We start from the raw sequence: 24,622 nt of genomic DNA, 5'->3' as shown, positions 1-24,622 counted from the left end.
GTGACTATAAGCCAATACGCTTGGGTTAAAGCCAAAAACCAAAACCAGCGTAGGTTGGGGAGCCACTGCGCCCTTGCGGTTTTCCGACTTGTTCGCTCTTAGCGTTCCCGCTATGATAGCAAGTGGCGTTTGAGGGACGTAGACGCCCTCCGGGCGTCTACCCGTTCGCGTAGCGTCTCTGATAGGAGAAGGGTAACCCAATATTTTCGCGACTTTGTTGGGTTTGACTACGTACCCCTACTAGACAAGCAAGCTATAAGCCGCACGCCAGTTGCTTCTCCTGTCGGAGACGCGCAAGGGACAAGTCGGCAGAGCGCAAGGGCGCACTGGCTTGGCTACACGAGACTTTACCCACCTTTGTGTGTTATAAAACCCTTGATTTTGCATTAAGTCTACAGAGGTAGACTTTGATTGTGTAGTAGCGAATTCTATTCGCCTAATACTTTTCAAACATCCTCTTATAAGTTATGAGACTATTGACTAATGACTAATAACTAATGACTAAGTTATATGAAACGTATTTTTTTTATACCTATATTTATATGTTTAAGTTTATTGACTGGGTGTTTTGGCTACCCTCGCATTTTGAGTTATCCCTTTGATCCGGGGGGTCGGAGTCTCAACAGTCTAGCGTCAGAATTAAACCCCCAAATATCTGGGAGATACATTGTTTTTATTACTGACCGACGCGGTAGTCAAGATGTTTATATGTTTGATACGGTGACTCGTGATTTGGTTGATTTGCCAGGTTTAAACTCCTTTGATGCGATCGCAACTCATCCTAGTGTTTCCCAAGATGGTCGTTATGTTGTGTTTGGTGCAAGCCGTCAGGGGCGATCGGCTATTTTTCTCTATGACCGGGAAACACGTCAATCACGGAATTTGACTAATAACCTGCAAGCGGAAGTCCGCAACCCTACAATTAGCGCTGATGGTAGTAGGATTGCTTTTGAATCTAGTAACAATGGGCAGTGGGATGTTTTAGTATATGACCGTTATGGACAACCGTTGAATATACCTCAAGAACCGCGTTGAGATCAGGGGACAGGGGACTAGGGACTGGGAAAGAATTTTTTTAATCCCAATACCTAATACCTCATAACCTAATACCCAATCCCTAATCCCTAGTTCCCTGTCCCTTTGCTTGTTGCACAGATTCAATGAGCGATCGCACTTGTTGCGTCCCTTCTGAAGCTTCAAAGGACATGGGAAACTTACCCCGGAGGATCATCCGCAAACCGAGGGGTGCAAGACTGAGTAATCCTTTTAAATCCCGAAAGTAGTTACCGACAACTTGTAAACCAAATTGACGTTCATCAATCCAACCACCTTCTTTAACTAAATCCACCAATACTTTCCGGTGACGAAGTGAGCGACTATCGCTGGCTTGTTTGTGGGTGAGAATTTCTTGTTTAATTTTGGTGATTTGTTCTAATGGTGCAACTTCCATTGGACAAACTGAATCGCAGTACAAACAACGAGTGCAACCCCATACGCCTTTAGTACCTTCGTTGTAGCTTGCTAAACGATTTTCGGTGTCACTATCGCGGGAGTCTGCTACCATCCGATAAGCTTTGGCAAGGGCATGGGGACCAACAAAGTTTGGATCAACTTCACGGGCGTTGCATTCAGAGTAACAAGCACCGCACATAATACAGTTGCCAGTTTGATCGAGGCGCGATCGCTCTTGTGGTGTTTGCAAAAACTCTCTTTCTGGTACTTGTCGTGCTGCCGTACTTACATAAGGAGCAACTGCTTCTAGATTATTCCAGAAACTGCTCATATCTACAACCAAATCTTTAATCACGGGCATATTGCCGAGAGGAGCGATCGTGATTTCGGCAATGGCATTTACTTTACTTTGGGATGATGATATTTGTTGTAATCTGGCAAGTTCACTGCCAACATTTTCCTTACAAGCTAAAGCCGAACGCCCATTAATTCGCATAGCACAGCTACCACAAATGGTATTGCGGCAATTTTTGCGAAAGGCCAAAGTTCCATCTTGCTCCCACTTAATATGATTGAGGCAATCCAAGATTGTATTACCTGGTTCTGCCTCTACAAGGTAGGTTTGCACAACAGGAGAGGAATTTTGTTGCTGTCGAATGACCTTAAAAATAACTTCCATGACCATTAACCAAAATTTTAAAATTGCTTCACCAGCCTTAACAATCATGCGTCAAGGCAGCTAGTTGCGAAAAGTAAGCTATACTTTTTTTGCCCTTAATTCAAACTCTGGTGTTAACAGGCTGACGATGAAAGAGCGACTGATTCTAGTTTAAGGATAACCATTAAAATTTTAGTTGTAGCAGCCCTCTAGGCAAGATTTGTGTCAAATTCTGAGTTAAAACGCCAAAAATGTAATTGCAGCTTTGCATTAAATTTAGCTGTTTGAGAATATAAAGGAAAGGAGGTTTGCTTAGAAAGGGACTGAGGTTCATCTTTGACCTAACGATAATATCCAAATTAAATGCATGTCAGGTTAGTGACACGTCTTGATGTCAACCTGAGTCAAGCAGTCCGGGCTGGAAAATTCCGTTAAGCGGTAGCGAAGGCGGAATTTTTTGATTATATAGAGGTGTAAAACCACATGTTTAATATATAGTAGTGGCAATTAAGCGCTAGACATATGTTAAGAGATTTATTCTTCCCATAGACAGACGTGCAAAATCCTCTGACCGCTTTTGACCTTAAGATAATAAATCGAGCAAAAATCCTCACCACTTTCAAAGAAAAGTTTTTGCACCGGGAAACCCGGATGCACGAGACTTTTCGCTTTTTCGCTTCCTCTCAATCAAGAAAATCTTGGATTGAACTCACTGGTCAAAACGGCTCGTCTCAATTACATAAATTTTTATAAAAGCCATAGGGCAATACTCACGCTTGCAATAAAGGGTTAAGAAAATCGTCACTGCTTTTTTATTCTTTAAGTCCAGGAATTTAAATAAAAATTTACCAGCAACTTTAATTCAAAATTAAACAACTATTTTGCTATTATTAGTCCATGCTAGTATTTAATATAAAATTACGAAGTAACAAAATCAGAATCAATAGCCGTATAAGCGCGGCTACTACTGCTTTGTTGATTTGTAATGTAGAGACAAGAAAATTTGCGTCTCTACTGGCAGGACAAAAGGGCGTATGCCCGTAGGACTCTATTGAAATACTATGCTGTTCTAAGTTTGAGAGGACGAGTAGAGAAAACTTTACTTGCTCATTGGCCAGAAGGGCAAGCACTAGAAGTGGAAAACCTGCAATTTTTTGGATTTACGACTTATTTGTAGTAGATCCAACCCAATTTGTAAAGGTGGCTGAAAGTTACACCGCTACAGTAGCGCCAAAGAAGAAAATAGTTTTCTTTCTAATGGCGAATAATGGTTAAAAGTGCCGTAACATCACCAAAATTAATGTCTGTGGCAACTATGACCTCTAATTGGTTGTGGACAACCATATATAGAAGTGCTTTTGGCTCCTATCGGCAGGAATTCACCCGTTACACTAGAGTCCTAAGTAGCTCTATGCAAATGCTAAAAAGTCAAATGCTGGCATGAGACTACATCGTTTATCAGTTTGGAGAGAGTAAGGAAAATTTGAGCATAATGACTGAAACTGCAACCGCGCCATTAACCGGAAAAGCACTACTTGCTAAAGTAAAAGAACTTTCCACTTTACCACGCCGAGAAAGAGCTAAACAGTGCGGCTATTACACTGTTACTAAGAATAACCAGGTTCGTGTCAATCTCACCGATTTTTATGACGCTTTGCTATCGGCTAGAGGAATTCCTCTAAGTCCAGAAGCACCTAAAGATGGTCGGGGTCGTGAACCGACGTATCGGGTTAGTGTCCATCAAAATGGTCAGATTGTGATTGGTGCTACATATACCAAAGCAATGGGCTTAAAACCTGGAGATGAGTTTGAAATTAGGCTGGGATACAAGCATATTCACCTGATTCAACTCGGTGAAAGCGATAAAAAACTAACCTCACAAGATGTAGACTCCGACGAATTGGATGAAGATTTGGAAGAGGAAGAGTAAATTTGTTGATGGTAGGGATAAGTTTCAGGTGATGATAACTTGTCCTTACTCCGACAGCAAACTAGTAGTTCTATTTAGAAAATTTTGTCCCAAGTAAAAAATACGATTAGACCCCTTGCAGAAGTCACCAAATTTAGTAGAGTCTTGATTAATCAGCAAGAGATCTATAGTGCAAGAAGTCTATCGTGTTTTTTTTGTTTATTTTGATAACTTTTTTTAAGCCTTCGGTCAACGCCTTACAGGCGTTTATGGAAAATGCACCAGCACTAGTTGTAGTGATGGCATTTTTTATTTTCTGGATAGTTTGCTGGTTGCCAGTCGCAACAGTATCAGCAATATTGCTCAATTGGCAACCTCCCCAACCTTTGCAGCCAGAGCAAAAGATGCCATTATTGGCGTCACTCTATCTATTAGCTCCTCTGATTCTATGGGGAGTTAGTTGGCTGACCAATAAATCTTTTTCGGATTATGGCTTTGTTGGGAATCTTTCAACTCTTGGTTCTTTAGCACTAGGTTTAGGTTTGGGAGTGGTGAGCCTAGCTATTATATTTAGTGGGCAATTCGGGTTAGGTTGGTGTTCTTTTGAAAAGACGAATTTCAAGTTACTACTACCCATCTTGCTACCGATTTTGTTGATAGCGTTATTAGTCGGTGGGATAGAAGAGTTAGTTTTTCGCGGTTTCCTGTTCACTGAATTAACCCAGGATTATCCAGTTTGGCTAGCAGCAGCAGTTTCTAGCTTGATTTTTGCTTTGCTACACTTGGTTTGGGAGCAACGCGAAACCGTACCCCAACTCCCTGGATTGTGGTTGATGGGAATGGTGCTGGTGTTGGCACGCTTTGCGTCTAGCGGCAATTTGGGTTTAGCTTGGGGACTGCACGCGGGATGGGTATGGGCGATCGCAACCCTAGATACAGCAGAACTAATTACTTACACAGGTAAAGTCTCTGACTGGTTCACAGGTAAGAACAAAAAACCCCTAGCTGGTTTGGCGGGAGTTATTTGTGTATTAGGAACTGGAGTGATTATCTGGTTTTTCTCTAAATATTTTTAATTTTGCGTATAACTCAATACGCTTGGTTTGAAGCCAAAAACCTTAACCTACGTAGGTTGGGGAGTTATACCATTTCACAAAATGGCTGATACAAATGATTGGTCTTTAATTCTTTCCCCCAGCAAGAACTGCTCCCTGCCCCACTGCTGCCTATTTGTATCAACCTTAAAGTGAAACGGTATTACTGCGTTTGTGAGGCAGTCCGGTCTTCTCCCAAAGGGAAAGGCTAGCGCCTGCCGTAGGATGCCCGTTCGCGGAGCGTCTCGTAGAGAAGGGCTGTAAGGGGTTTCCACGCTAGTTGCTTCTCCTGTCGGAGACGCGCAAGGGACAAGTCGGCAGAGCGCAACGGCGCACTGGCTCCCTATGAGGAACTGCCGTTAGCGTAGCGGTAGCGAGTAATCGAGCGTCAAGGGTTTCCCGGCTTGTCCTTTTGCGCGTCTCACGCCACTTGCTACAACTCTTAGTGGGACTTAAACAAATAAACATCCATAAAATAGCCTCAAATCTATATACACAAAGACTTTGACATCGTTAGGCTTAGTTTCTTGATATATCTGGGTTTGAGCCATTTTTGAGTATTTGGTGTATTTCTCTTACCCTGTATGGGTTTGAGGCTTGTTTGTCCCGAAAAAATGTTTAAGTCCCGTTAGAACCCCCGCAATGCAGTGATCCAATCTTGTAGGGCGGGCAAGACGCCCACCCCAGAAGAAGTAATTGAGTATTTTTTTATTTGTCAGTCCCCTAATGACTATTGACTAGCCTCCAAAACCAGGCACTAAACGCTTCAAAGCACGATCGGCAACATCGCCATAGCGCAGTTCTCCACAGAGAATTTTACCCATGATTTGGGCACCGGAGGGATGCTTAACACCAACTTTGTAGCCAATACCAGGAAAGCGATAGAATGCTCCAGCTAATTTTTGTGCCCAAGCCATCTCAGTACCCCATTCTTCATTAATGGCTTCACTATATTTTTCTAAAGCGTTGATGTCACCAGAAAGTGCCTGATTAATGACTCCTGCTGCAATCAAACCGCTAAAAATTGACGGACGAATGCCCTCTGCTGTCATGGGATAAACTACACAAGCAGCTTCCCCAGCCAAAATTGCATTTTGGGTATGCAACTTTTGGTTGCCATTCCACAAGCAAAGGGGATAACCATACTGCTTGCTAGTTTTGATATCTAGATTAAATGATCGCGCGTACTCATCTAAAATCTTCTTAAAGTCTTGGCGTTCGCCGCCGATAAATGTACCGACACCAATGGAATAACCGTCCGCCTTCGGGAAGTTCCAAATGTAGCCATTTTTCACCAAGCCCAACTCGAGGTGAATTGTGGATTTGTCCTTGACAGTTGCGGGAACTTCTGCTTCCAAAGCTCCTGCTAAACTGCGTTTACGTTCTTTAAAGCCTAGCCATTTTGCCATTGATCCTTTGGCACCATCAGCCGCAATTAAGTAGCGACCTGTAACTGAGCCATTGGCTGTGTTAACTTGCCAATAGTCACTTTGAAACTCAATACCCGTTACTTCAGTATTATCTCGTAGTTCAGCCCCTTGCTTCTGTCCTTGCTGCACTAGGAAATGGTCAAAAATATCTCGTCGCACCATCCAGACTGGTTCTTTTGTGGAGATTTTTGCTTCCACGGGGTCGCCCAATTTCCAGGTAAAGCGAAAGGAGTCGGCTTTGACAGAAATCGCTGGGCTAAAATCAAAGTCAAACCATTGAGCGATCGCTGGAGATACACCACCACCACAAGGTTTATATCTTGGCAGGGATTCTTTTTCCAACACTAATACTGAGCGACCTTGCTTGGCTAAATGATATGCAGCTGTTCCACCAGCTGGACCAGCGCCGACGATGATGCAGTCGTACATATGGCTGAATTTTGCTCCTGAATTAGTTTATTTCCTATTGAAATAGTTGATCAATTTTTGTTAAATACCTAAGAAATGATAAAGGCTGAAGAATTTATCCATCATCCTTCAGCCTTTATGCTTCAGACTTTAGACTTTAAACAGTCGTGATGTCTTTTTCTTTTTCTGCCAGCAATTCGTCTATTCTGGCGGTGTATTTGTTTGTCAGTTTTTGCAATTTATCTTGCTGATCCCGTGCTTCATCTTCAGAAATTTCAGTATTTTTTTCTTGTTTGCGAATGGCATCTATAACATCGCGACGGATATTGCGAATAGCAACACGACCCTCTTCAGCATACTTAGATGCCGTTTTGACGAATTCTTTACGGCGATCACTTGTCAAGGGCGGAATATTCAACCGAATCACGGAACCGTCGTTGCTGGGGGTTAAACCGACATCAGACAAAGAAATCGCTTTTTCGACTATATTTAAACTGCTGCGATCATAGGGTTGAATTAAGATCGTCGTGGCATCTGGGGTGCTAATGTTTGCCAGTGATTTCAGGGGCGTAGGCGAACCGTAATAGTCCACCAATACCTTATCTAATAGACTCGCATTGGCGCGACCAGTGCGAATCGTGTTAAAAGATCGTTGAGTCGCCTCAACGGTTTTTTGCATCGTACTCTCAGCTTCAGCTAATTTCACAAGAACCTCCCACAAGGGTGCCGATGGATTCTCCCAAGACTGCTCGGTGGATGTTTCCTCGCACCGTTAGGTCAAATACCAAAATTGGGATATTATTTTCTTTACACAAGGCGATCGCAGTACTATCCATCACCCGCAAATCTTTGGCTAAAACGTGCGCGTAGGTGAGGCTATTGTAACGCTTGGCGTCAGGATAAATATGAGGATCAGCATCATATATTCCGTCTACTTTGGTGGCTTTAAAAATCACTTCCGCATCAATTTCTGCGGCTCTTAATGCCGCAGTGGTATCTGTAGTAAAGAAGGGATTTCCAGAACCAGCACCAAAAATTACCACCCGTCCTTTTTCAAGATGGCGGATGGCACGACGACGGATATACGGTTCTGCTAATTCTTGCATAGCGATCGCAGTTTGCACCCGCGTTTGTACCCCTATACGTTCTAGCGAATCTTGCAGCGTCATGGCGTTCATTACCGTGGCAATCATCCCTATGTAGTCAGCGGTTGCCCTGTCCATCCCCGCCGACGCCGCTTTGACGCCACGAAAAATATTGCCGCCGCCAACAACTATGGCCATTTGAGTGCCAGTGGCGATCACCTCTGCTACCTCTTGTGCTATTCCTTTGACCACTTCTGGATCAATGCCATAGCCCATGTTGCCCATTAAGGCTTCACCGCTCAGTTTGAGTAAAACCCGTCGGTAATTCGTTCCCATGAAGTTACGCTTTATCAAAAAAGTTGCAATTGCCTCCAATTTAAGATAGCAGTTACAGGGACTATCTATGTCTAGTTACGCCAAATCAATGTAGTACCTATTGGTTCTGTTTGTGGTATATCTATTTCTTCATCAAGAAACAGAGAAGCGATCGCCGCTCTCAAATAATCCTCTCCTACCGATAATGGGTCTTGGGGATGATTGTCAATTTGACCTTTGTAGCGTACTATACCATTAGTATCGATTAAAAAGGCCATTGGTGTTTTTGTGGCACCAAAACTGCGGGTCACATCTTGGGTCGAGTCCCACAGGTAAGGGAAATTCAACTGATGATGCAGGGCAAAAGCTTTCATATTTTCAAAGCTTGACCTAGTGTTGTGATCACCATCACTACCATTCATGCCAATTAGTGTAAAGCCTTTCGGGGTGAATTCGGCTTGAATATTTTTTAACCTGTCTAGATACCACTCTACATAAGGACAGTGGTTACACATAGAAATGACGCCGACTGCTCGGAACTTTTCAAGATAACGCCTAAGATGGTGTACTTGATCATCAATTCCTGGCAGTTCAAAATCTGGTGCATAGCTCCCAATGGGAGTATCGATTGTTTCTAGTATATTCATGTTGTCTGGCTCGCAGAACTAGGAACAAGAAAAATGTTGTTAAATTCAGCGTCAGTTTCCAGTTGCAAACCACCCCTTAGCCGATGCCTCATATCCGACAATCTTATAGACTCACATAGCTATCGTAAATTGTGAAACTACTGAATCTAGCACTGATGCTAATTCACTAACATCTAAAAATAACGAAAATAGTACTCACATTATAGAAATTATAATTTCTAATACTGACATAATCTAAGTTGTGAGTAAATTACCTCTATCAACAAATGGTGTATGTCTAAGTTATCGCTAGAGCAAAGGATTTACTTTTAAAATCTGATACATTTTATTCAAATTCAAAACAATTTTGCTTGCGGCTTGCTGCTGAAAGGCTTTTACCCTTGTTTTCATAAAATTTCCCATGACAACTTCAAATTCAAAAACAGCACTTACCTCTACAAAAACCTGGATTTGGCAAGATTTCTCTATCTGCTATCAAACCCAAGGAACCACTGGCCCAGCTGTTGTCCTCGTGCATGGATTTGGCGCTTCTTGGTGGCACTGGCAGAAAAATATTCCCGTACTAGCACAAAATTGCCGTGTTTATGCAATTGATTTGATTGGTTTTGGCGCTTCTGCAAAACCTCAACCTGGTGAAAAAATTGCCTACATATTAGAAACCTGGGGACAGCAAGTAGCAGATTTTTGCTGCGAAGTAGTGGGTGAGCCAGCTTTTTTAGTCGGAAATTCTATTGGCTGTATTGTAGCCATGCAAGCAGCAGTAGGCAACCCAGATATTGCCTTAGGAGTTGCTTTGCTCAACTGTTCTTTACGGCTGTTGCACGATCGCAAACGGGTAACTTTACCTTGGTCTCGTCGTTTCGGAGCGCCTTTACTGCAACGCCTGTTATCTATCAAACCAGTTGGCGAGTTCTTTTTCAATCAACTCGCCAAACCGAAAACGGTGCGGAAGATTCTACTGCAAGCCTATGCTAATGCTGAGGTGGTGACAGATGAGTTAGTAGATATTCTCACTTCACCAGCAAGTGATCCGGGGGCTGGAGCTGTGTTTCTGGCTTTTACTTCTTATTCTACAGGGCCATTACCTGAAGAACTTTTACCACTATTAGCCTGTCCGGCGATTATCTTGTGGGGAACGGCTGATCCGTGGGAACCAATTAAATTAGGGAGAGAATTAGCTAACTTTCCGCAAGTAGAAAAGTTTATTCCTTTAGAGGGAGTGGGGCATTGTCCGCAGGATGAAGCGCCGGAGTTAGTCAATCCGATTTTACTCGATTGGATTTTGGAGCGATCGCGGTAATAGACAAGGACTGAATTTTCATGTAATGGGTGGTATTGAATATAATAATCGCCTATATAAAAAACGATTTATTTTTCTAAAAACCTGACGCTCACTTAGTACCTGGAGATTTAATAGAGAAAGAGTTCTGAGCAACATCGTATGAGATCCACTCTGACTGCAACGAATTTGACCGACGTTGAATTTTCACTCCCTTGCCTGTAAGCCCATTCGAGAATTTATGGTTTTCTTCAATGCTCAAGACTTTTCCGAAGTAACTGTTGTCATTTTTGTCATAGAGATCAGCACCAATAACTATTGTGTTCGACTGGGAACAGGAAGCAAGGAGAAGAAACAGCAGGAGAGATTTTAAAATTGGGAATCGTTTCATAGTTGAGAAAGTGACTAAGGTATTAACCAAACAGGAATTGAGGTACGATGCCCAATATCCTAGTCACATCTATAACTTGTCTAGATTATCCTGACAAGATCCACGCGTTGTTTCTTCTGGATTTTGGAGCGATCGCGGTAATCATCTGTGAGAGGTTAGAATAGAGTAAATTTTGTCAATCAGCTAAAATACACTTAAATACTGACTGTAAACAATAAAGACGACAATTCCAACGAAAATAAAGAGGACTAAAGTAGCTATTAAACCACGATGTCGAGAGACAACATCAAGAAGTACTAGTAGCCAGAATAAGGCAATCTCAACTGCGCTAGCAAGGAACACAAGTTTGATATTTAGTTCAATTTTTGGAAGCTGTGAAGTTAATAATATAGCAAACCTGGTGGCTGAAAAATCGCCTTCAAAATGAGAGGACGATATTCTTAGCTGCGTCTGTACCAAGTTAACTAAGAACCAAATAATTACTATGCCTCCCATTACTGTCAATACAACAGCTAGTCCTTTAAATAATCGATTTATAAGCATCATTTTTTCTTCCTAGAAGAAAATTTTGAGATTAATGATAAGTATTGTTAAGTTCAAAGATATCGTCCAATTTCCTTTCTAAATCTAAAATATAGTGCTACTTTCTCTTTAAGACATTGTTTGAAATAGTACTCAAGGCAATTACTAATTCAACAAAACTAACTGAGTTAAAAAGAAGGCAAGTGCTGCACTGCCCAAAGGAACTGTTAAATTGTCAATACCCAAAAATGAAACAGCTTCTAAAGCAGTAGCTATAACTGCTACTATCAGCGATATTGCCCAAGTTTGCCAACTGTTTCCTTGAGTTCCAACTAAAATCAAACTACTGACGAAATAGCTAACAAGCATCATCGTTAGAGAGCCTTCCCAACTTTTTTCTGTCCCAAAAACTTTATACTTATGTTTACCAAAACGCTGCCCAATCAAGGCTGCTAGTCCATCTCCCCAAGTCATAATCAAAATTCCTAGTGCTGCGTACTGGGGTTGTTGCAAGTACCAGAACCAGGCAACTAAAATACCGAAACTGACAGAGTAAAAAAAAGTCCCTAAACTTTGGCGGCCAACGCTATTAATACCAGGAAGAATGGGCAATCGGTAAGATAATAAGGTAATTACACTCGCTAAAATAGAAGCTGTAATCCCTACACTGGCGGGAATATCGAGCCACCAAGCGATTAAAATCACATTCCCAGTGCCAATATGAACTATCTTCCGCACGATTTCTGGCTTGTCAGCAAAACGGTTTACCACCCATGCAATCAGGAGGATGAGTAACACCCAAATTGCAGCCAATGCAATTTGCAGCCATAAAACCGGAATTGAAGTGAAGTCAGAAAATGTAATTAACAAAGATGCAACAAATGAAAATTTTTACCTCTGTTACTAATTTATAAGATTTGGGCAACTGCAATGAAACTATTATTAATTTGGCTGATTCGGGGTTACCGAATGTTTATCTCGCCGTTGTTTCTCCCAACTTGTCGCTTTCAACCAACTTGTTCGATGTATGCTATTCAAGCTATTGAACGATTTGGAGTCTTGCGTGGTGGGTGGATGGCAACTCGGCGGATTTTGCGCTGTCATCCGTTTCATCCAGGTGGTTACGATCCAGTGCCAGAGGTGGTAGAAAAAGTCACAGAGTAGTAATTTAGTACAAATTTGTTGAATTTAGGGAAGGGGAGATGGCAGAGTAATAAGAACGGTAAATTTTTAAAGTAAGTGTTCATGGGTATAGCCATTTGGGGAGATGTCAACAGCTCAGGTTGTCATCTAATTTGAAAAGGTTGAATAATTTAATTTAGACTTACGATGATTAATCCCACTGCTATTTCTATACCCGATCCACAAATTCCTACTCCTGGTCCAAGTCCGCTACCAAGTCCCAATCCTGAACCGAACCCGCTACCGAGTCCCGAACCTGTACCGGGGCCAGCGATACCTCAACCTTTACCGGGGCCTGTACCAGAACCAGTACCTGCTCCGATTCCTCAAACAGTACCTGCTCCCATTCCCCAAACCATACCGGAACCTGTTTGAATTACCTTGGTAATGTAATCCAAAATCCCAAATCTAAAATCCAAAATGCTAAGAGCCGGAATTGTCGGACTTCCCAACGTCGGAAAATCAACTTTATTTAATGCTGTAGTTGCTAATGCCAAAGCAGAAGCAGCTAACTTCCCTTTTTGCACGATTGAACCGAATGTCGGCGTAGTCGCAGTACCGGATGAGCGGTTAAATGTTCTTGCTAAGATTGCCAGTTCGGCACAAATTATCCCGGCGCGGGTTGAATTTGTCGATATTGCTGGTTTAGTTAAAGGTGCAAGTCAGGGTGAGGGACTAGGGAATCAATTCCTGTCCCACATCCGGGAAGTTGATGCGATCGTCCATGTGGTACGTTGTTTTGAAAATGACGATATTATCCACGTTGCTGGTTCTGTTGACCCAGCACGAGATATTGAAATCATTAATATAGAACTGGGTTTATCAGATTTAGCACAAATTGAGCGGCGAATTGATCGCACTCGCAAACAAGCTCGTACCAGTAAAGATGCACAGTTTGAAATCACAGTTTTAGAAAAATTAGCTGCGGCTTTAAATGAAGGTAAATCGGTGCGTCAGGTAAGCTTGAATGAAGAAGAAATAGTAATTATTAAAGGATTGGATCTGCTTACTTATAAGCCGATTATCTACGCTGCGAATGTATCTGAAGATGAGTTGGCAACTGGTAATGATTTTGTAGAAACAGTGCGGCAAATTGCAGCGACAGAAAATGCCCAAGTTGTGATTGTTTCTGCCCAAGTTGAAGCTGAATTAGTGGAATTACCAGATGAAGATAAAGCGGATTTCCTTGCGTCTTTAGGTGTGGAAGAAGGCGGTTTGAAATCATTGATTCGTGCAACCTACACTCTTTTAGGCTTACGAACATATTTTACTTCGGGCCCCAAAGAAACCCGCGCTTGGACAATTAATACGGGAATGTCTGCACCTCAAGCTGCTGGTGTAATTCACAGTGATTTTGAGCGGGGATTTATTCGCGCCGAAACTGTTGCTTATAAAGACTTAGTAACAACTGGTTCGATGAATGCGGCAAAGGAGAAAGGGTTGGTTCGCAGTGAAGGGAAAGAGTATGTTGTGCAGGAAGGGGATGTAATGTTGTTCCGCTTTAATGTGTAGGGGTAATTAATGAGTGGCCGTTATCGATAAGATAATGGTCAACCTACACTAGGTTGCGATCGCTCTAAATAACTTGACTAAACTTTCAATATACGCATACTGCTGCTTAAGGGAGTTGCTAGGCGATCGCAAATAAACCAGCAATCCTCAAAATATTGATGTGACGTTGGGTTAAATTGAGGCTCACGTAATACATAGATTTAAATCAATGCACATCAACTAATAATGATGAAATTAATTATAGAATTGGGCGCTTTTAAGAAAATTGAGTAAGAAATGGAATTGATTGACTTGCCCAAAAGCGCTGTTGATAAGAGTGAAGGCGAGGAGCGACTGCATAACTTCCTTGCGAAGTCGGGGTTATCTCAATACGGTTCGCATAAGCTCTTGAGGCAGGGGAGGCTTTCTTAATTTTGAATTATAAATTTTGAATTATAAATTTTGAATTATAAATTATGAATTGGTATTACTTGACTCACGATAGTACTTTCTGTAAAGAAAGCAATAATTCGTTGACAGTATAGGGCTTTGACAAAAACGTATTCACACCAATGGCAGCTACTGCATTTAGCCTCTTGTCAGACATAAGTCCACTACTAGCAATAATTCTGACTTGGGGGTTGATTTTTCGCAGGGTACGGATGGCAGTTAAACCATCCAGCGAAGGCAGCATAATATCCATCAGTACGACACTAATTTTGTCCCTATTTTGAGCGTATAGCGCGATCGCCTCAATGCCATCACTGGCAATTATGGTTTTGTAGTTGTGAGCTTCCAGTGATGTTCTCGTAATCTCTTGAATGGCAGTTTCATCATCCACAACCAAAATCAATTCTCCATGTCCTGTCTGTGGTGGCAAATCTTCAAGGCTGAGTGTTTCCATTCCCTCCACTGCTGGTAAGTAAACCTTAAAGCTAGTGCCACTTCCCGGTTCGCTATCCACGTTCACAAAACCTCTGTGACTTTTAATGATCCCAAGTACGGTGGAAAGTCCTAACCCTGTGCCTTGTCCCACATCTTTTGTGGTAAAGAATGGCTCGAAAATTCTATCTAAGATTTCTCTAGGAATCCCAACTCCAGTATCAAAGACAGTAATCACTGTGTATGGCCCCTCTTTGGCTTCCAGGTTCATGCGGGCAGAATTTTCGTCAATCAACAGATTCTCGGCAGAGATAGTCAAACTACCGCCATTCGGCATAGCATCACGGGCGTTGACGCAGAGGTTCATCAGCACTTGATGCAGTTGGGTGCTATCTCCAGAAACCATCCACAAATCTTGCGGTACATCAGTGCTGACTTCTATGGATTTAGGAAATGTCTCTTTAAGAATCTTGGCAACTTCCACAATCAAATGCTTGAGTTGCAAAGTGATGCGTTTCCCTTCCACACCCCGCGCAAAGGACAGCACTTGTTTGACTAAATCAGCGCCGCGTCTAGCGTTGATTTCCAAAATCTCTAATAGATGGCGGGTCCGCTCATCTGCATCAGGAAATTTGAGTGGTAACAGTTGCGCTCCTGCCAGAATCGGTGTCAAGATATTGTTGAGGTCATGAGCAATGCCACTAGCTAGAGTGCCAATACTTTCCAGGCGTTGAGCGCGAAACAATTGGGCTTCTAGGAGTTTTTTCTCGGTAATATCTGTGTCAACGGTGAGAATTGATTTGGGTCTCCCTTGTTCATCGCATACCAGACTCCAGCGACTAGCAACGAGGATTTCTTTATCCATTTTAGTGAGTTTTGTTAACTCTCCCTGCCACTTACCTTTACTAATAACTTGCAACAGAGCCGCTTCGATTTCTGGTGAAGGTTCGTCATACAAAAGCTTACTAGCATTTTTGCCCCAAGCCTCTGTAGCTTGCCAGCCGTAAAGTGTTTCTGCACCTTTGTTCCAGAAGATAATTTGATTGTTTAAATCTCGCACACAAATCGCATCTGTAGTGACATCTAGTAATGCTGCTTGTTCGCGAATTTTTTCTTCTGCCAATTTGCGATCGCGTAGGGCAGCTTGCTGTTCGCGCAGCGCCGCTTGCCGTTCGCTAATATCAATACTGGCGCAAGTCACGCCGACAACTTCTTGCGACTCGTTCCGCAATGGCTCGACAGTTAAATCGTAATATCGAGTTGTATCTTTGATTGTAATTGATACTTCCTCTCGCGTTCCTATGCCAGTGGTTAACACTCCACGTTTAATTGTGGTGAGACGTTGAGCATCTTCAACTGGGATGATATCCAAGTCTTTTTTGCCCAACATTTCCTCAACCGTCAATCCATAGGGAGGATTGTAAACCCAAGTGTACCGTAACTCCCTATCTTGGTTGTAAACAAAAATTGGAGAGTTTTTCAGGGCAACCCGAAATCGCTCCTCACTATGGCGCAGTGCGTCGTCTGCCCGTTGACGCTCGATCGCATAACGCATTGAGCGCACGAGCAAGTCGCCAGTTACTTGCCCTTTCACCAAATAATCCTGCGCTCCTTCCTGCATTGCCCTAATTGCCAGGGTTTCATCGTCTATACCCGTGAGTACAATTATCGGAGTTGCTTTTGCCTGATCGTGAGTGATAACAAAGGTTTCTAGTCCCTGGCTATCTGGCAGCGAGAGGTCTAACAGAATTACATCAAAAATTTCCTTTGCTAGGTAGTTGAGTGCTTCCGAAAGCCGCACAACAGGCATCAAATCAACTACAACTGTGGTAACTTCCTTTAAAAACTCCTGTAATAAAAAGACATCGCCAGGGTTATCTTCTACTAATAAAACTTTAATATTTGTACCTGCCATTTTCATTACTCCGGTGGCAGTTTTACGATCGCAAACCAAAAATTTTCTATTGATTGTACAATTTTAACGAATTGATCGAAATCTACTGGCTTAGTTATGTAACAATTTGCAGATAAATTATAAGCTTTGAGGATGTCTTCTTGAGCTTGGGAAGTTGTGAGGACGACTACAGGAATTCTTTTGAGATTTTCATCTTTTTTAATTTCTGCCAGTACTTCCCGTCCATCTTTTCTAGGGAGGTTGAAATCGAGTAACACAATATCTGGATGGGCTGCTTTGACATATTTTTCCTGTTTTCGCAAGAATGCCATTGCCTCAACACCATCTTCGACCACATTCAAGTGGATCGGGATTTTGCTATCTTCTAGGGCGATGCGTGTGAGTTGGACATCGCCAGGATTGTCCTCTACCAACAAAACCTCAACAGGCATAATCCCTCTTATGGTGCTTACAATTGCTTAAGAGCTCTATCTAAAATTGTGAAGTAGAAAGTCGAGCCTTGACCCAGTTTCGACTCAACCCAGATGCGTCCGCCGTGGCGTCCTATAATTTTTTTACAAATTGCCAGACCAATTCCAGTACCTGGATACTTCTCTCTACCGTGCAAGCGCTGAAAAATTATAAAAATACGTTCAGCATATTGGGATTCTAAACCAATACCATTATCACGCACCCAGAATAACCATTTATCTGCCGACGGGATAAGATTTAAACTTTCCCCATCTGGATTTGCATCTGGCTTCGCTACCCCAATGTGAATCAGTGGCTGCTGATGACGGCAAAATTTGATCGCGTTGGCGATCAGGTTTTGAAATACCTGTGTCAGTTGGGTAGCATCAGCTATCACTTCAGGTAGAGGATCATGAGTAACAACTGCTTTACTGTCCGCGATCGCCAGTTTAAGATTAGCGATCGCCCCCTCTAAGACAACATTACAATCAACTAGCATAAAGGGCTGTCCCCGGCTGCTGACGCGGGAATAGTTCAACAAATCGTTGATTAGCGTCTGCATCCGGCGGGCCCCATCTACTGCGTAGGTGATAAACTGATCAGCATTCGCATCCAGTTTATTTTTATATCTTTGCTCCAGTAGTTGTAAATAACTCGTTACCATCCGCAACGGCTCTTGCAAGTCATGGGAAGCCACATAGGCAAACTGTTCTAAATCCGCATTGGAACGTGTCAGTTCCTGACTTTGGTGGGTTTCTTGTTCTAATAGTTGCGCTTGAGATAAAGCAATTCCAATTTGGTTAGCCAGTTGCTGTAACAACTCTGTCTCAAAGTTATTCCACTGTCGAGGTGCGGCACACTGATGAGCCACTAACAAGCCCCAAATACCTTGTCTGACAAGAATTGGCACTACGAGGTTAGCCCTGACAGCAAACTGCCTAAGAAATTCTTGATGGCAGGGTTGGATATGAGCGGCTTCAATGTCTTCAATTGCACTGATTCTTCCCTGGCGATATTTTTCTCGGTATTCATCTTTAAAGCAAGTATCGAGCAGATTTTTTCCTAGAATTACCGGCCAACCAGGCAACACCGCCTCTTGCACCACTGTTCCCGAACCATCAGTCTCCAGTTGAAAAATAAAAACTCGGTCAGCTTGTAGTAGTTTTTGTACCTCAGTAACCGTGGTTTGAAGAATTTCGTCTATTTGTAAAGATTCTCGAATTTTCAGGGTGATTTCGGCAAATAGTTGCGATCGCATATTCTGCCGCTTTAATTCTTCTTCTGCTCGCTTGCGCTCTGTGATATCAGTATAAGAACCTACCATCCGCACTATATCACCCAATGCGTCCCAATGTGCCTGTCCTCGATCTAGAATCCATTTATAGCTGCCGTCTTGGCATTGGACTCGATATTCACAGACGTAAAATGGTGTTTTCTTGGCAAAGTGGTCTTGGAAAGCTTGAAGTACTCTATCGTGCTCATCGGGATGGATTCGTTTTGTCCATTCATCCCAATCGTGGGAAACTTCATGGTCTTTATAGCCGAGCATTTCCTTCCACTGAGTTGAGAAGAACACTTCATTAGTCTTGAGGTTCCAATCCCAAATACCATCATTATTACCATGTAATGCTAATTGCCAACGTTTTTCACTCTCTCGTAGTGCTTCCGCTGTTTTCCGTCGTTCAGTAATGTCTTGGAAATAAATAGACAAGCCGTCTTTTGCCGGATAGGCGTGGACTTGAAACCAACAGTTTAGTGGCGGATAAAACTCCTCAAATTCCACACTCACCTGTTCTAAGATTGCCCTGTGATACTCACGATAGAATGTTGTGCCGATAATTTCTGGAAACACCTCCCAGATGTTTTTACCCAAAAGCTGATTCTGGTTTTTTTGCAAGAGCCGTTTTGCTTGACCATTAATGTAGGTGAATTGCCACTTTTTATCTAAGGCAAAAAACCCATCAGTGATGCTTTCGAGCAGATTATTGATGCGGGTTCTTGCGGCTTCAGATTGGGCGTGGGCTGCTTGCTTGTGCGCCAAGAGTTTCTCGGTAATTTGAGATACTTCAACTACATGACGCCTGAGTTCTAGTTGGTCGATTACCAGACGACTCAGAGCTACAAGCGCCTCCACTTGTTTTTGGCTCAATTGCCGTGGAACTTGGTCAATTACACACAGAGTTCCTAGCATATCTCCCTTCGGGGTAATTAGGGCTACACCTGCATAAAAGCGCACATAGGGATAGCCAGTTACTACCGGATTATTTGCCAACTTTTCATCAGCTAAGGTATCCAAAACCACTACAACGTCACGCTGCTCTTGGCAAAGGTAAGAGAAACCAACACTCCGGGGCATTTCTGATACATCTAAACCGACTTTTGCCTTAAACCATTGACGGTTTTCATCAATGAAATTTACCAAGGATATGGGAGTGCCACAAATAGATGCTGCTAACTGAGCCAGATTGTCGTAGGCTTCTTCGGGTTCGGTGTCAATAATTTGATACTGGCGGAGCGCTTCTAGCCTTGCCACTTCTGTATCAATGTGTCCAGCTTTCATTAACTTTTATTAAACAATCTAAATATAATATTCAGTCAGCAGCGTGGCTACCTCAAGAATAGCTTAACCTTTTTTAATAATTATTAGTCTTTTCCCCGCCTCTAGCTTTTCAGGAAAGTCTGTTTAAAATACTACATTCACATTATTGTTGAGGTTCAACATCTGCGTAATTTTGCGAGAAAAAGAGTGATATATAACTAAAGGAAAACATTTCTGCTTTAAATGAGCAAGGAGTATTTCTATGGATTATTTTTTCAGGACTTGGCTGCAAAACAAACTTTATCGCCAGAGCTTGCTGAGTGCGAGTGTGTTAGTTTCTCTAACTTTGACTTTACCATTCTTTGTAACCAATTCAGGAATATTAAGTGCATCGGCACAGACGCAAACAGAGCAAAAACGCACAGACGAGGCGTTGCGTCTGTACCAAGTAGGCGAACAACAGTATAATCAAGGTCAGTTAACAGAAGCATTAGAGACATTTCAACGGGTTTTAGTTCTTTATCGAGAAATTGGCAATCGCTCCCACCAAGCAAAGACCTTTAATAATATTGGGGAAGTTTATAACGATATCGGTCAGTACCCCAAAGCCTTAGAGTTCTACCAGCAAGCCTTAGACATTACCAAACAAATCAGCGACAAACAAGGGGAAGGTGCAACACTTAGAGGCATTGGGTCAGTTTATAACAACATCAATCAGTACCCCAAAGCCTTAGAGTTCTACCAGCAAGCCTTAGACATTACCAAACAAATCGGTGACAAGAAAGAGGAAAGTAAGACCCTCAATGGTATTGGAGAAGTTTACTCTAGCCAGAGTCAGTATGCCAAAGCTTTAGAGTTCTTCGAGCAAGCAAATGGCATTACCAAACAAATCGGCAACAACAAAGAGGAAATTCAAACCCTTAATGGTATTGGAGAAGTTTACTCTAGCCAGAGTCAGTATGCCAAAGCTTTAGAGTTCTTCGAGCAAGCAAATAGCATTGCCAAACAAATCGGCGACAACAAAGAGGAAATTCAAACCCTTAATGGTATTGGAGAGTTTTACTCTAGCCAAAATCAGTACGCCAAAGCTTTAGAGTTTTACCAGCAAGCAAATGGCATTGCCAAACAAATCGGCAACAAGAAGGGGGAAGGTCAGTCCATCAATGGTATTGGGGCAATTTATAACGACCTTAGCCAATATTCCATAGCCTTAGAGTTTTACCAGCAAGCAAATAGTATTGCCAAACAAATCGGCGACAAGAAAGGGGAAAGTGCAAACCTTAGAGGTATTGGGTCAGTTTACTCTAGCCAGCGTCAGTATGCCAAAACCTTAATATTATACCAGCAAGCCTTAGCCATTTACCAACAAATCGGCAGTAAAGCGGGGGAAAGTTCGACTCTCAATAGCATTGCGGCTGTTTACTCCATTCAAGGTCAGTACCCCAAAGCTTTAGAGTTTATTGAGCGAGCGTTAACAATTAACAAACAAATTGGTAGCAAAACAGGAGAAAGTACAACTCTGGCGGAGATGGGGTTCTATTACAAGGTTCAGCGTCAGTACCCTAAAGCTTTAGAGTTTTATCAACAAGCGTTAGCGATTTACCAACAAATCGGCATTAAAGCAGAGGAAGCCTCTATTCTTAACGGTATTGGGTCAGTTTATTATGCACAGAAGCAGTACCCTAAAGCCTTAGATATTTTTGAGCAAGCCTTAGCAATTGACAAACAAATCGGCGACAAATCAGGAGAAGGTGCAACCCTTAGTAACATCGGGGCATTTTACTACAGCCAGAGACAGTATCCCAAAGCTTTAGAGTTTTTTGGGCAAGCCTTAGCAATTAACAAACAAATCGGCAACAAATCAGGAGAAGGTACAGCCCTCAATAGTATTGGGTCAGTTTACTATAACCAGCGTCAATACAAAAAAGCCATAGAGTTTTTTGGTCAAGCTTTAATGATTCACCAACAAACTGGCTCCGTTGCGAGTGAATGCGTAACCTTGAAAAACATTGGAGCAATTTACGTTACCTATAATCAAAATCCCAGATCCTTAGACTTGTATCGGCATGCTTTAGGAACTTGCAAAAAAATTGGCATTAAGCTTTAATCTAATACCAATTCACAAAAACTGTATTAGGACTAGCTCTTTTAAGGAGAACGTTTGTACTATCAACTAAATGGTATTTGAACCTAATTATGATATTTTGGCTCAGGCATCGCTTAATTTACAATCCCAAAATTTGGAGTTTAATAGATAAATTCTTTGTTCAATTCCTGCCGATGCCTGAAATGCCGTAAAAAGGCTGATAGTACTTATGCTCACCTTAAAAGGGCTACTGTTAAACCCCTATTAAAACACCTTCGCGCAGCTTGGCAATCACATCACTCAAATTACCCGTGTTTAGACGGTAACTTAGAGGATGGGCAATTAACCGCGCCGTGCTTTCATACAGAATAGCAATTTCAATCAAACCATTTTCGCGCAAAGTCCGCCCTGTAGAAACCAAATCCACGATCGCTTCTGACATACCAGTAATCGGGCCTAATTCCACTGAACCATACAACGGCACTATTTCCACAGGTAAATCTAGATTGTGGAAATATTCACGAGCGCAATTTACATACTTGGAAGCAACTCTACCATGCGGTGATAAATCTAAAGGCGATCGGTAAGAACTAGATGCTTTTACCGCCACCGACATCCGACAATGCCCAAACTGCAAATCCACCAAGTGGGCAACTTGCGGCTGCTTCTCCCGTAGCACATCGTAACCAACAACACCCAGTTGTGCTTGACCATATTCCACATAGACGGGCACATCCTGCGCCCGCACCAACAAAGCTTTCGCTTGTCCCTTTGTGTCAGAAATTTGAAGTTGGCGATTTCCTGAATCTAAAAAAGCACTAAAGTCTAACCCGACAGATTGTAGCAGGCGGATGCTATTTTTAAGTAGTTCCCCTTTTGGCAATGCAACAGTCAGCATTCTTTTTCTTAGTATCCTTGGCGTCCTAGCAGTTGAATAATATTGAGAATATCTCTATATGCTTACCACAAGCAGCATGAGAATTTTATTAGTTGATGATGAAGTTGAACTAACTGAACCCTTGAGTCGCTTATTAACTCGCGAGGGTTACACTGTGGATGCCGCTTACGATGGCACAAGTGGCAGCGAACATGCACAAGTAGGCAGTTATGACCTACTAATTTTAGATTGGATGCTGCCAGGAAAAACGGGGTTAGAGATTTGTCAGCAATTGCGACGCCAAGGCAAAACCACTCCCGTGCTGTTTCTCACAGCCAAGGATACTCTAGATGACCGCGTACAAGGTTTAGATGCTGGTGCTGACGACTATTTGGTTAAACCTTTTGAACTGCGGGAGTTACTAGCTAGAGTCCGTGCTTTATTGCGTCGTTCCAGTTCCCCAACCTATGAAACTACCACTGGACGTTTAACTGTCGCTGATTTAGAACTTGATTGTGAAAATCAAGTAGCCTATCGCCAAGGACGAATAATTGAGCTATCGCAAAAAGAAAGCCAGCTGCTGCAATATTTCATGGAACATACTGGACAACTAATGACTCATGCCCAGATTATGCAAAATTTGTGGCAAGAAGAACAACCCAATAGTAATGCGATCGCGGCATTAATTCGTTTGCTGCGCCGTAAGATTGAGGTAGGTAAAGAAACTGCGCTGATTCACACAGTCTACGGCAAAGGCTATCGTTTCGGTGCTTCCTCAGTGGAGTTAGTTTAGCCGCCTGTTTTAAACTCACAATGATTCGGTTAATTGGTTAGGATAATCATTGATATTTTTCAGTCTTTGCGACTTTAATTCCTGTCGAAGTTTATTGTAGAGGGAGACAAATAATTAAACCATCAATTTCTAACTGAGTCTCAGCCATAAAAATTATTTTATGGGAAGCGCAGTAATTCCAAAGCCTTTCTATTACAGATTCAAATTTGCTTCTGTCCATACAATTTAGTAAAATTCCCTTGTTATCACTATAAGCTGAGTATTATTGCTTGACTTGTGTCTCTGGGGATTCACTCTAGTAATTTTGGTGATAGACAAGTTTTTATGGGTCAGCAATTAAAAATTCATATCAAGCCAAAGCGATAAAAAACAAATAGCTGTGGCTTAATTTTAACAGCATTTGAATAGCATTTATATTGGATCAGCCAGGAATACAATTTAAATTTTTATAAGTAATTTCAGGAGACTACATTGAGCTATAGCGCAAGTATGAAAGGGACTATAACGATAATCTCTTATCTTTAGATCCAACTTTAATAATTAGTTGAAGCATCGTATCTGCTGCACTAAGAAGTTCTCGTAAAGGCTTGTTGGACACGTATACATATTTTCCCGAAGATTGGTTTATAGGTTGAAGAGGATGTATAGTGGCTTTTTCCAATAGCTCTCTATACTGTCCTATAGTGAATAAATAGACTTCTTCCTTAATTAGTTTAATGTTATTGCTATTATTACTACGTATTAATAAAAGAGCTAACCATTTTTTAGCTTCAACTAAAGATAGCTCTATAGTATCCATGTTACTTTCTGTAGCGCCTGAAAGAGTTGATACTGTTGCAAGACTCGTAATGCAACCAGCATATATGTCTTGAAGTTCTCTGATTTTTTCTCTACTACTTTGAAAAGTATTAATAGATATAGTAACGCAACCATTAATCAGACCAGTAATAAGACCTATTATTACGCCAATGAATACTGGATTATTTAGTACCATAAAATCATGAACTTAATAGTTATAAAAATTAAAAAAGTTAAAATTTTTCTATTTATTACTAATTGATATTCTTTGTAATAAAAATCATCACAAAGGCAAGAGGGGGTTTTTAGTTAAATTAGTCAAAACTTTATCGCTGTTTATCCCCGAAAATAGGGGCTTTCAGAGGTTGATACTTGCTGAATTTAAGCAAGATTTAGGCAAAGGCAAATTCTGGAGGGCT

Annotated in this window: 21 protein-coding genes; 9 read left to right on the top strand and 12 right to left on the bottom strand. The window is 41.9% G+C overall.

The genetic code is table 11. The annotated features are described in order from the left end of the window. Window positions 1-510: 510 nt before the first annotated feature. Complete coding sequence (locus V7L29_RS15200; protein WP_334736008.1) at window positions 511-1,035, top strand: TolB family protein; 525 nt, start codon at window positions 511-513, stop codon at window positions 1,033-1,035. An 82-nt stretch (window positions 1,036-1,117) separates the two neighbouring features. Here V7L29_RS15200 and V7L29_RS15195 read toward each other — a convergent pair whose 3' ends face one another. Continuing rightward, window positions 1,118-2,131: a succinate dehydrogenase/fumarate reductase iron-sulfur subunit gene (locus V7L29_RS15195; protein ID WP_334736026.1), complete on the bottom strand. Its 1,014-nt coding sequence runs from the start codon at window positions 2,129-2,131 to the stop codon at window positions 1,118-1,120. A 1,471-nt stretch (window positions 2,132-3,602) separates the two neighbouring features. Here V7L29_RS15195 and V7L29_RS15190 point away from each other — a divergent pair. After that, window positions 3,603-4,040, top strand: a complete 438-nt coding sequence (locus tag V7L29_RS15190; protein ID WP_334693670.1) for an AbrB family transcriptional regulator — start codon at window positions 3,603-3,605, stop codon at window positions 4,038-4,040. A gap of 185 nt (window positions 4,041-4,225) precedes the next feature. Continuing rightward, a complete protein-coding gene (locus tag V7L29_RS15185) occupies window positions 4,226-5,095 on the top strand; it encodes a CPBP family intramembrane glutamic endopeptidase (RefSeq protein WP_334736007.1) in 870 nt (289 codons plus the stop codon). A gap of 755 nt (window positions 5,096-5,850) precedes the next feature. Here the strand turns inward: V7L29_RS15185 and V7L29_RS15180 are convergent. From V7L29_RS15180 to V7L29_RS15165, 4 genes are all read right to left on the bottom strand, one after another. Then, window positions 5,851-6,972, bottom strand: a complete 1,122-nt coding sequence (locus tag V7L29_RS15180) for a geranylgeranyl reductase family protein (RefSeq protein WP_334736006.1) — start codon at window positions 6,970-6,972, stop codon at window positions 5,851-5,853. A 136-nt stretch (window positions 6,973-7,108) separates the two neighbouring features. After that, on the bottom strand, window positions 7,109-7,657 hold the full coding sequence (gene frr, locus V7L29_RS15175) for a ribosome recycling factor (protein ID WP_334693673.1): 549 nt from the start codon (window positions 7,655-7,657) through the stop codon (window positions 7,109-7,111). After that, on the bottom strand, window positions 7,644-8,372 hold the full coding sequence (gene pyrH / locus V7L29_RS15170) for a UMP kinase (RefSeq protein ID WP_334693674.1): 729 nt from the start codon (window positions 8,370-8,372) through the stop codon (window positions 7,644-7,646). Before pyrH ends, frr begins: the two co-directional genes overlap by 14 nt. Window positions 8,373-8,443: 71 nt before the next feature. Continuing rightward, on the bottom strand, window positions 8,444-8,998 hold the full coding sequence (locus tag V7L29_RS15165; RefSeq protein ID WP_334736005.1) for a thioredoxin family protein: 555 nt from the start codon (window positions 8,996-8,998) through the stop codon (window positions 8,444-8,446). A gap of 400 nt (window positions 8,999-9,398) precedes the next feature. Here V7L29_RS15165 and V7L29_RS15160 point away from each other — a divergent pair, with 400 nt between their 5' ends. Then, window positions 9,399-10,298: an alpha/beta fold hydrolase gene (locus tag V7L29_RS15160; RefSeq protein ID WP_334736004.1), complete on the top strand. Its 900-nt coding sequence runs from the start codon at window positions 9,399-9,401 to the stop codon at window positions 10,296-10,298. 553 nt (window positions 10,299-10,851) lie between these two features. On the opposite strand, the gene V7L29_RS15155 is transcribed toward V7L29_RS15160, so the two are convergent. Both V7L29_RS15155 and V7L29_RS15150 read right to left on the bottom strand, forming a co-directional pair. Next, window positions 10,852-11,214: a hypothetical protein gene (locus V7L29_RS15155; RefSeq protein WP_334693677.1), complete on the bottom strand. Its 363-nt coding sequence runs from the start codon at window positions 11,212-11,214 to the stop codon at window positions 10,852-10,854. Between the two features lie 141 nt (window positions 11,215-11,355). Then, a complete protein-coding gene (locus tag V7L29_RS15150) occupies window positions 11,356-12,060 on the bottom strand; it encodes a diacylglycerol/polyprenol kinase family protein (protein WP_334693678.1) in 705 nt (234 codons plus the stop codon). Window positions 12,061-12,120: 60 nt separating this feature from the next. Between V7L29_RS15150 and yidD the strand changes: the two genes are divergently transcribed. The 3 genes from yidD (at window position 12,121) to ychF (ending at window position 13,884) form a co-directional block, all read left to right on the top strand. Then, window positions 12,121-12,354 carry a membrane protein insertion efficiency factor YidD gene (yidD, locus tag V7L29_RS15145; protein WP_334736003.1) on the top strand — a complete coding sequence of 78 codons (234 nt, stop codon included), beginning with the start codon at window positions 12,121-12,123 and terminating at the stop codon, window positions 12,352-12,354. A 165-nt stretch (window positions 12,355-12,519) separates the two neighbouring features. Continuing rightward, window positions 12,520-12,747: a hypothetical protein gene (locus V7L29_RS15140; protein ID WP_334693680.1), complete on the top strand. Its 228-nt coding sequence runs from the start codon at window positions 12,520-12,522 to the stop codon at window positions 12,745-12,747. A gap of 45 nt (window positions 12,748-12,792) precedes the next feature. Further along, window positions 12,793-13,884: a redox-regulated ATPase YchF gene (gene ychF / locus V7L29_RS15135; protein WP_334693681.1), complete on the top strand. Its 1,092-nt coding sequence runs from the start codon at window positions 12,793-12,795 to the stop codon at window positions 13,882-13,884. Between the two features lie 475 nt (window positions 13,885-14,359). Here ychF and V7L29_RS15130 read toward each other — a convergent pair whose 3' ends face one another. From V7L29_RS15130 to V7L29_RS15120, 3 genes are read right to left on the bottom strand one after another with little or no spacing between them, the layout of a single operon-like run. Further along, window positions 14,360-16,660 carry a hybrid sensor histidine kinase/response regulator gene (locus V7L29_RS15130; RefSeq protein WP_334736002.1) on the bottom strand — a complete coding sequence of 767 codons (2,301 nt, stop codon included), beginning with the start codon at window positions 16,658-16,660 and terminating at the stop codon, window positions 14,360-14,362. A 5-nt stretch (window positions 16,661-16,665) separates the two neighbouring features. Beyond that, entirely contained in the window at window positions 16,666-17,091 is a 426-nt protein-coding gene (locus V7L29_RS15125) for a response regulator (RefSeq protein WP_334692877.1), read from the bottom strand. A 17-nt stretch (window positions 17,092-17,108) separates the two neighbouring features. Beyond that, window positions 17,109-19,670, bottom strand: a complete 2,562-nt coding sequence (locus tag V7L29_RS15120) for a GAF domain-containing protein (RefSeq protein WP_334736001.1) — start codon at window positions 19,668-19,670, stop codon at window positions 17,109-17,111. 241 nt (window positions 19,671-19,911) lie between these two features. Here V7L29_RS15120 and V7L29_RS15115 point away from each other — a divergent pair, with 241 nt between their 5' ends. Continuing rightward, the gene (locus V7L29_RS15115; RefSeq protein ID WP_334692875.1) at window positions 19,912-21,756 is read left to right on the top strand and encodes a tetratricopeptide repeat protein; all 1,845 of its coding nucleotides are present in this window, start codon (window positions 19,912-19,914) and stop codon (window positions 21,754-21,756) included. Between the two features lie 232 nt (window positions 21,757-21,988). On the opposite strand, the gene hisG is transcribed toward V7L29_RS15115, so the two are convergent. Next, window positions 21,989-22,633: an ATP phosphoribosyltransferase gene (hisG, locus tag V7L29_RS15110; protein WP_334692874.1), complete on the bottom strand. Its 645-nt coding sequence runs from the start codon at window positions 22,631-22,633 to the stop codon at window positions 21,989-21,991. A gap of 76 nt (window positions 22,634-22,709) precedes the next feature. On the opposite strand from hisG, the gene rppA reads away from it, so the two are divergent. Next, entirely contained in the window at window positions 22,710-23,405 is a 696-nt protein-coding gene (rppA, locus tag V7L29_RS15105; RefSeq protein ID WP_334736025.1) for a two-component system response regulator RppA, read from the top strand. Between the two features lie 499 nt (window positions 23,406-23,904). Here the strand turns inward: rppA and V7L29_RS15100 are convergent, their stop codons facing one another. Continuing rightward, complete coding sequence (locus V7L29_RS15100; RefSeq protein WP_334736000.1) at window positions 23,905-24,399, bottom strand: hypothetical protein; 495 nt, start codon at window positions 24,397-24,399, stop codon at window positions 23,905-23,907. Window positions 24,400-24,622: the final 223 nt, after the last annotated feature.

The sequence above is a fragment of the Nostoc sp. genome (assembly GCF_036916575.1).
In the GTDB taxonomy this organism is placed as follows: Bacteria; Cyanobacteriota; Cyanobacteriia; order Cyanobacteriales; family Nostocaceae; genus Nostoc.
This window is presented reverse-complemented; position numbering and strand designations above follow the sequence as displayed.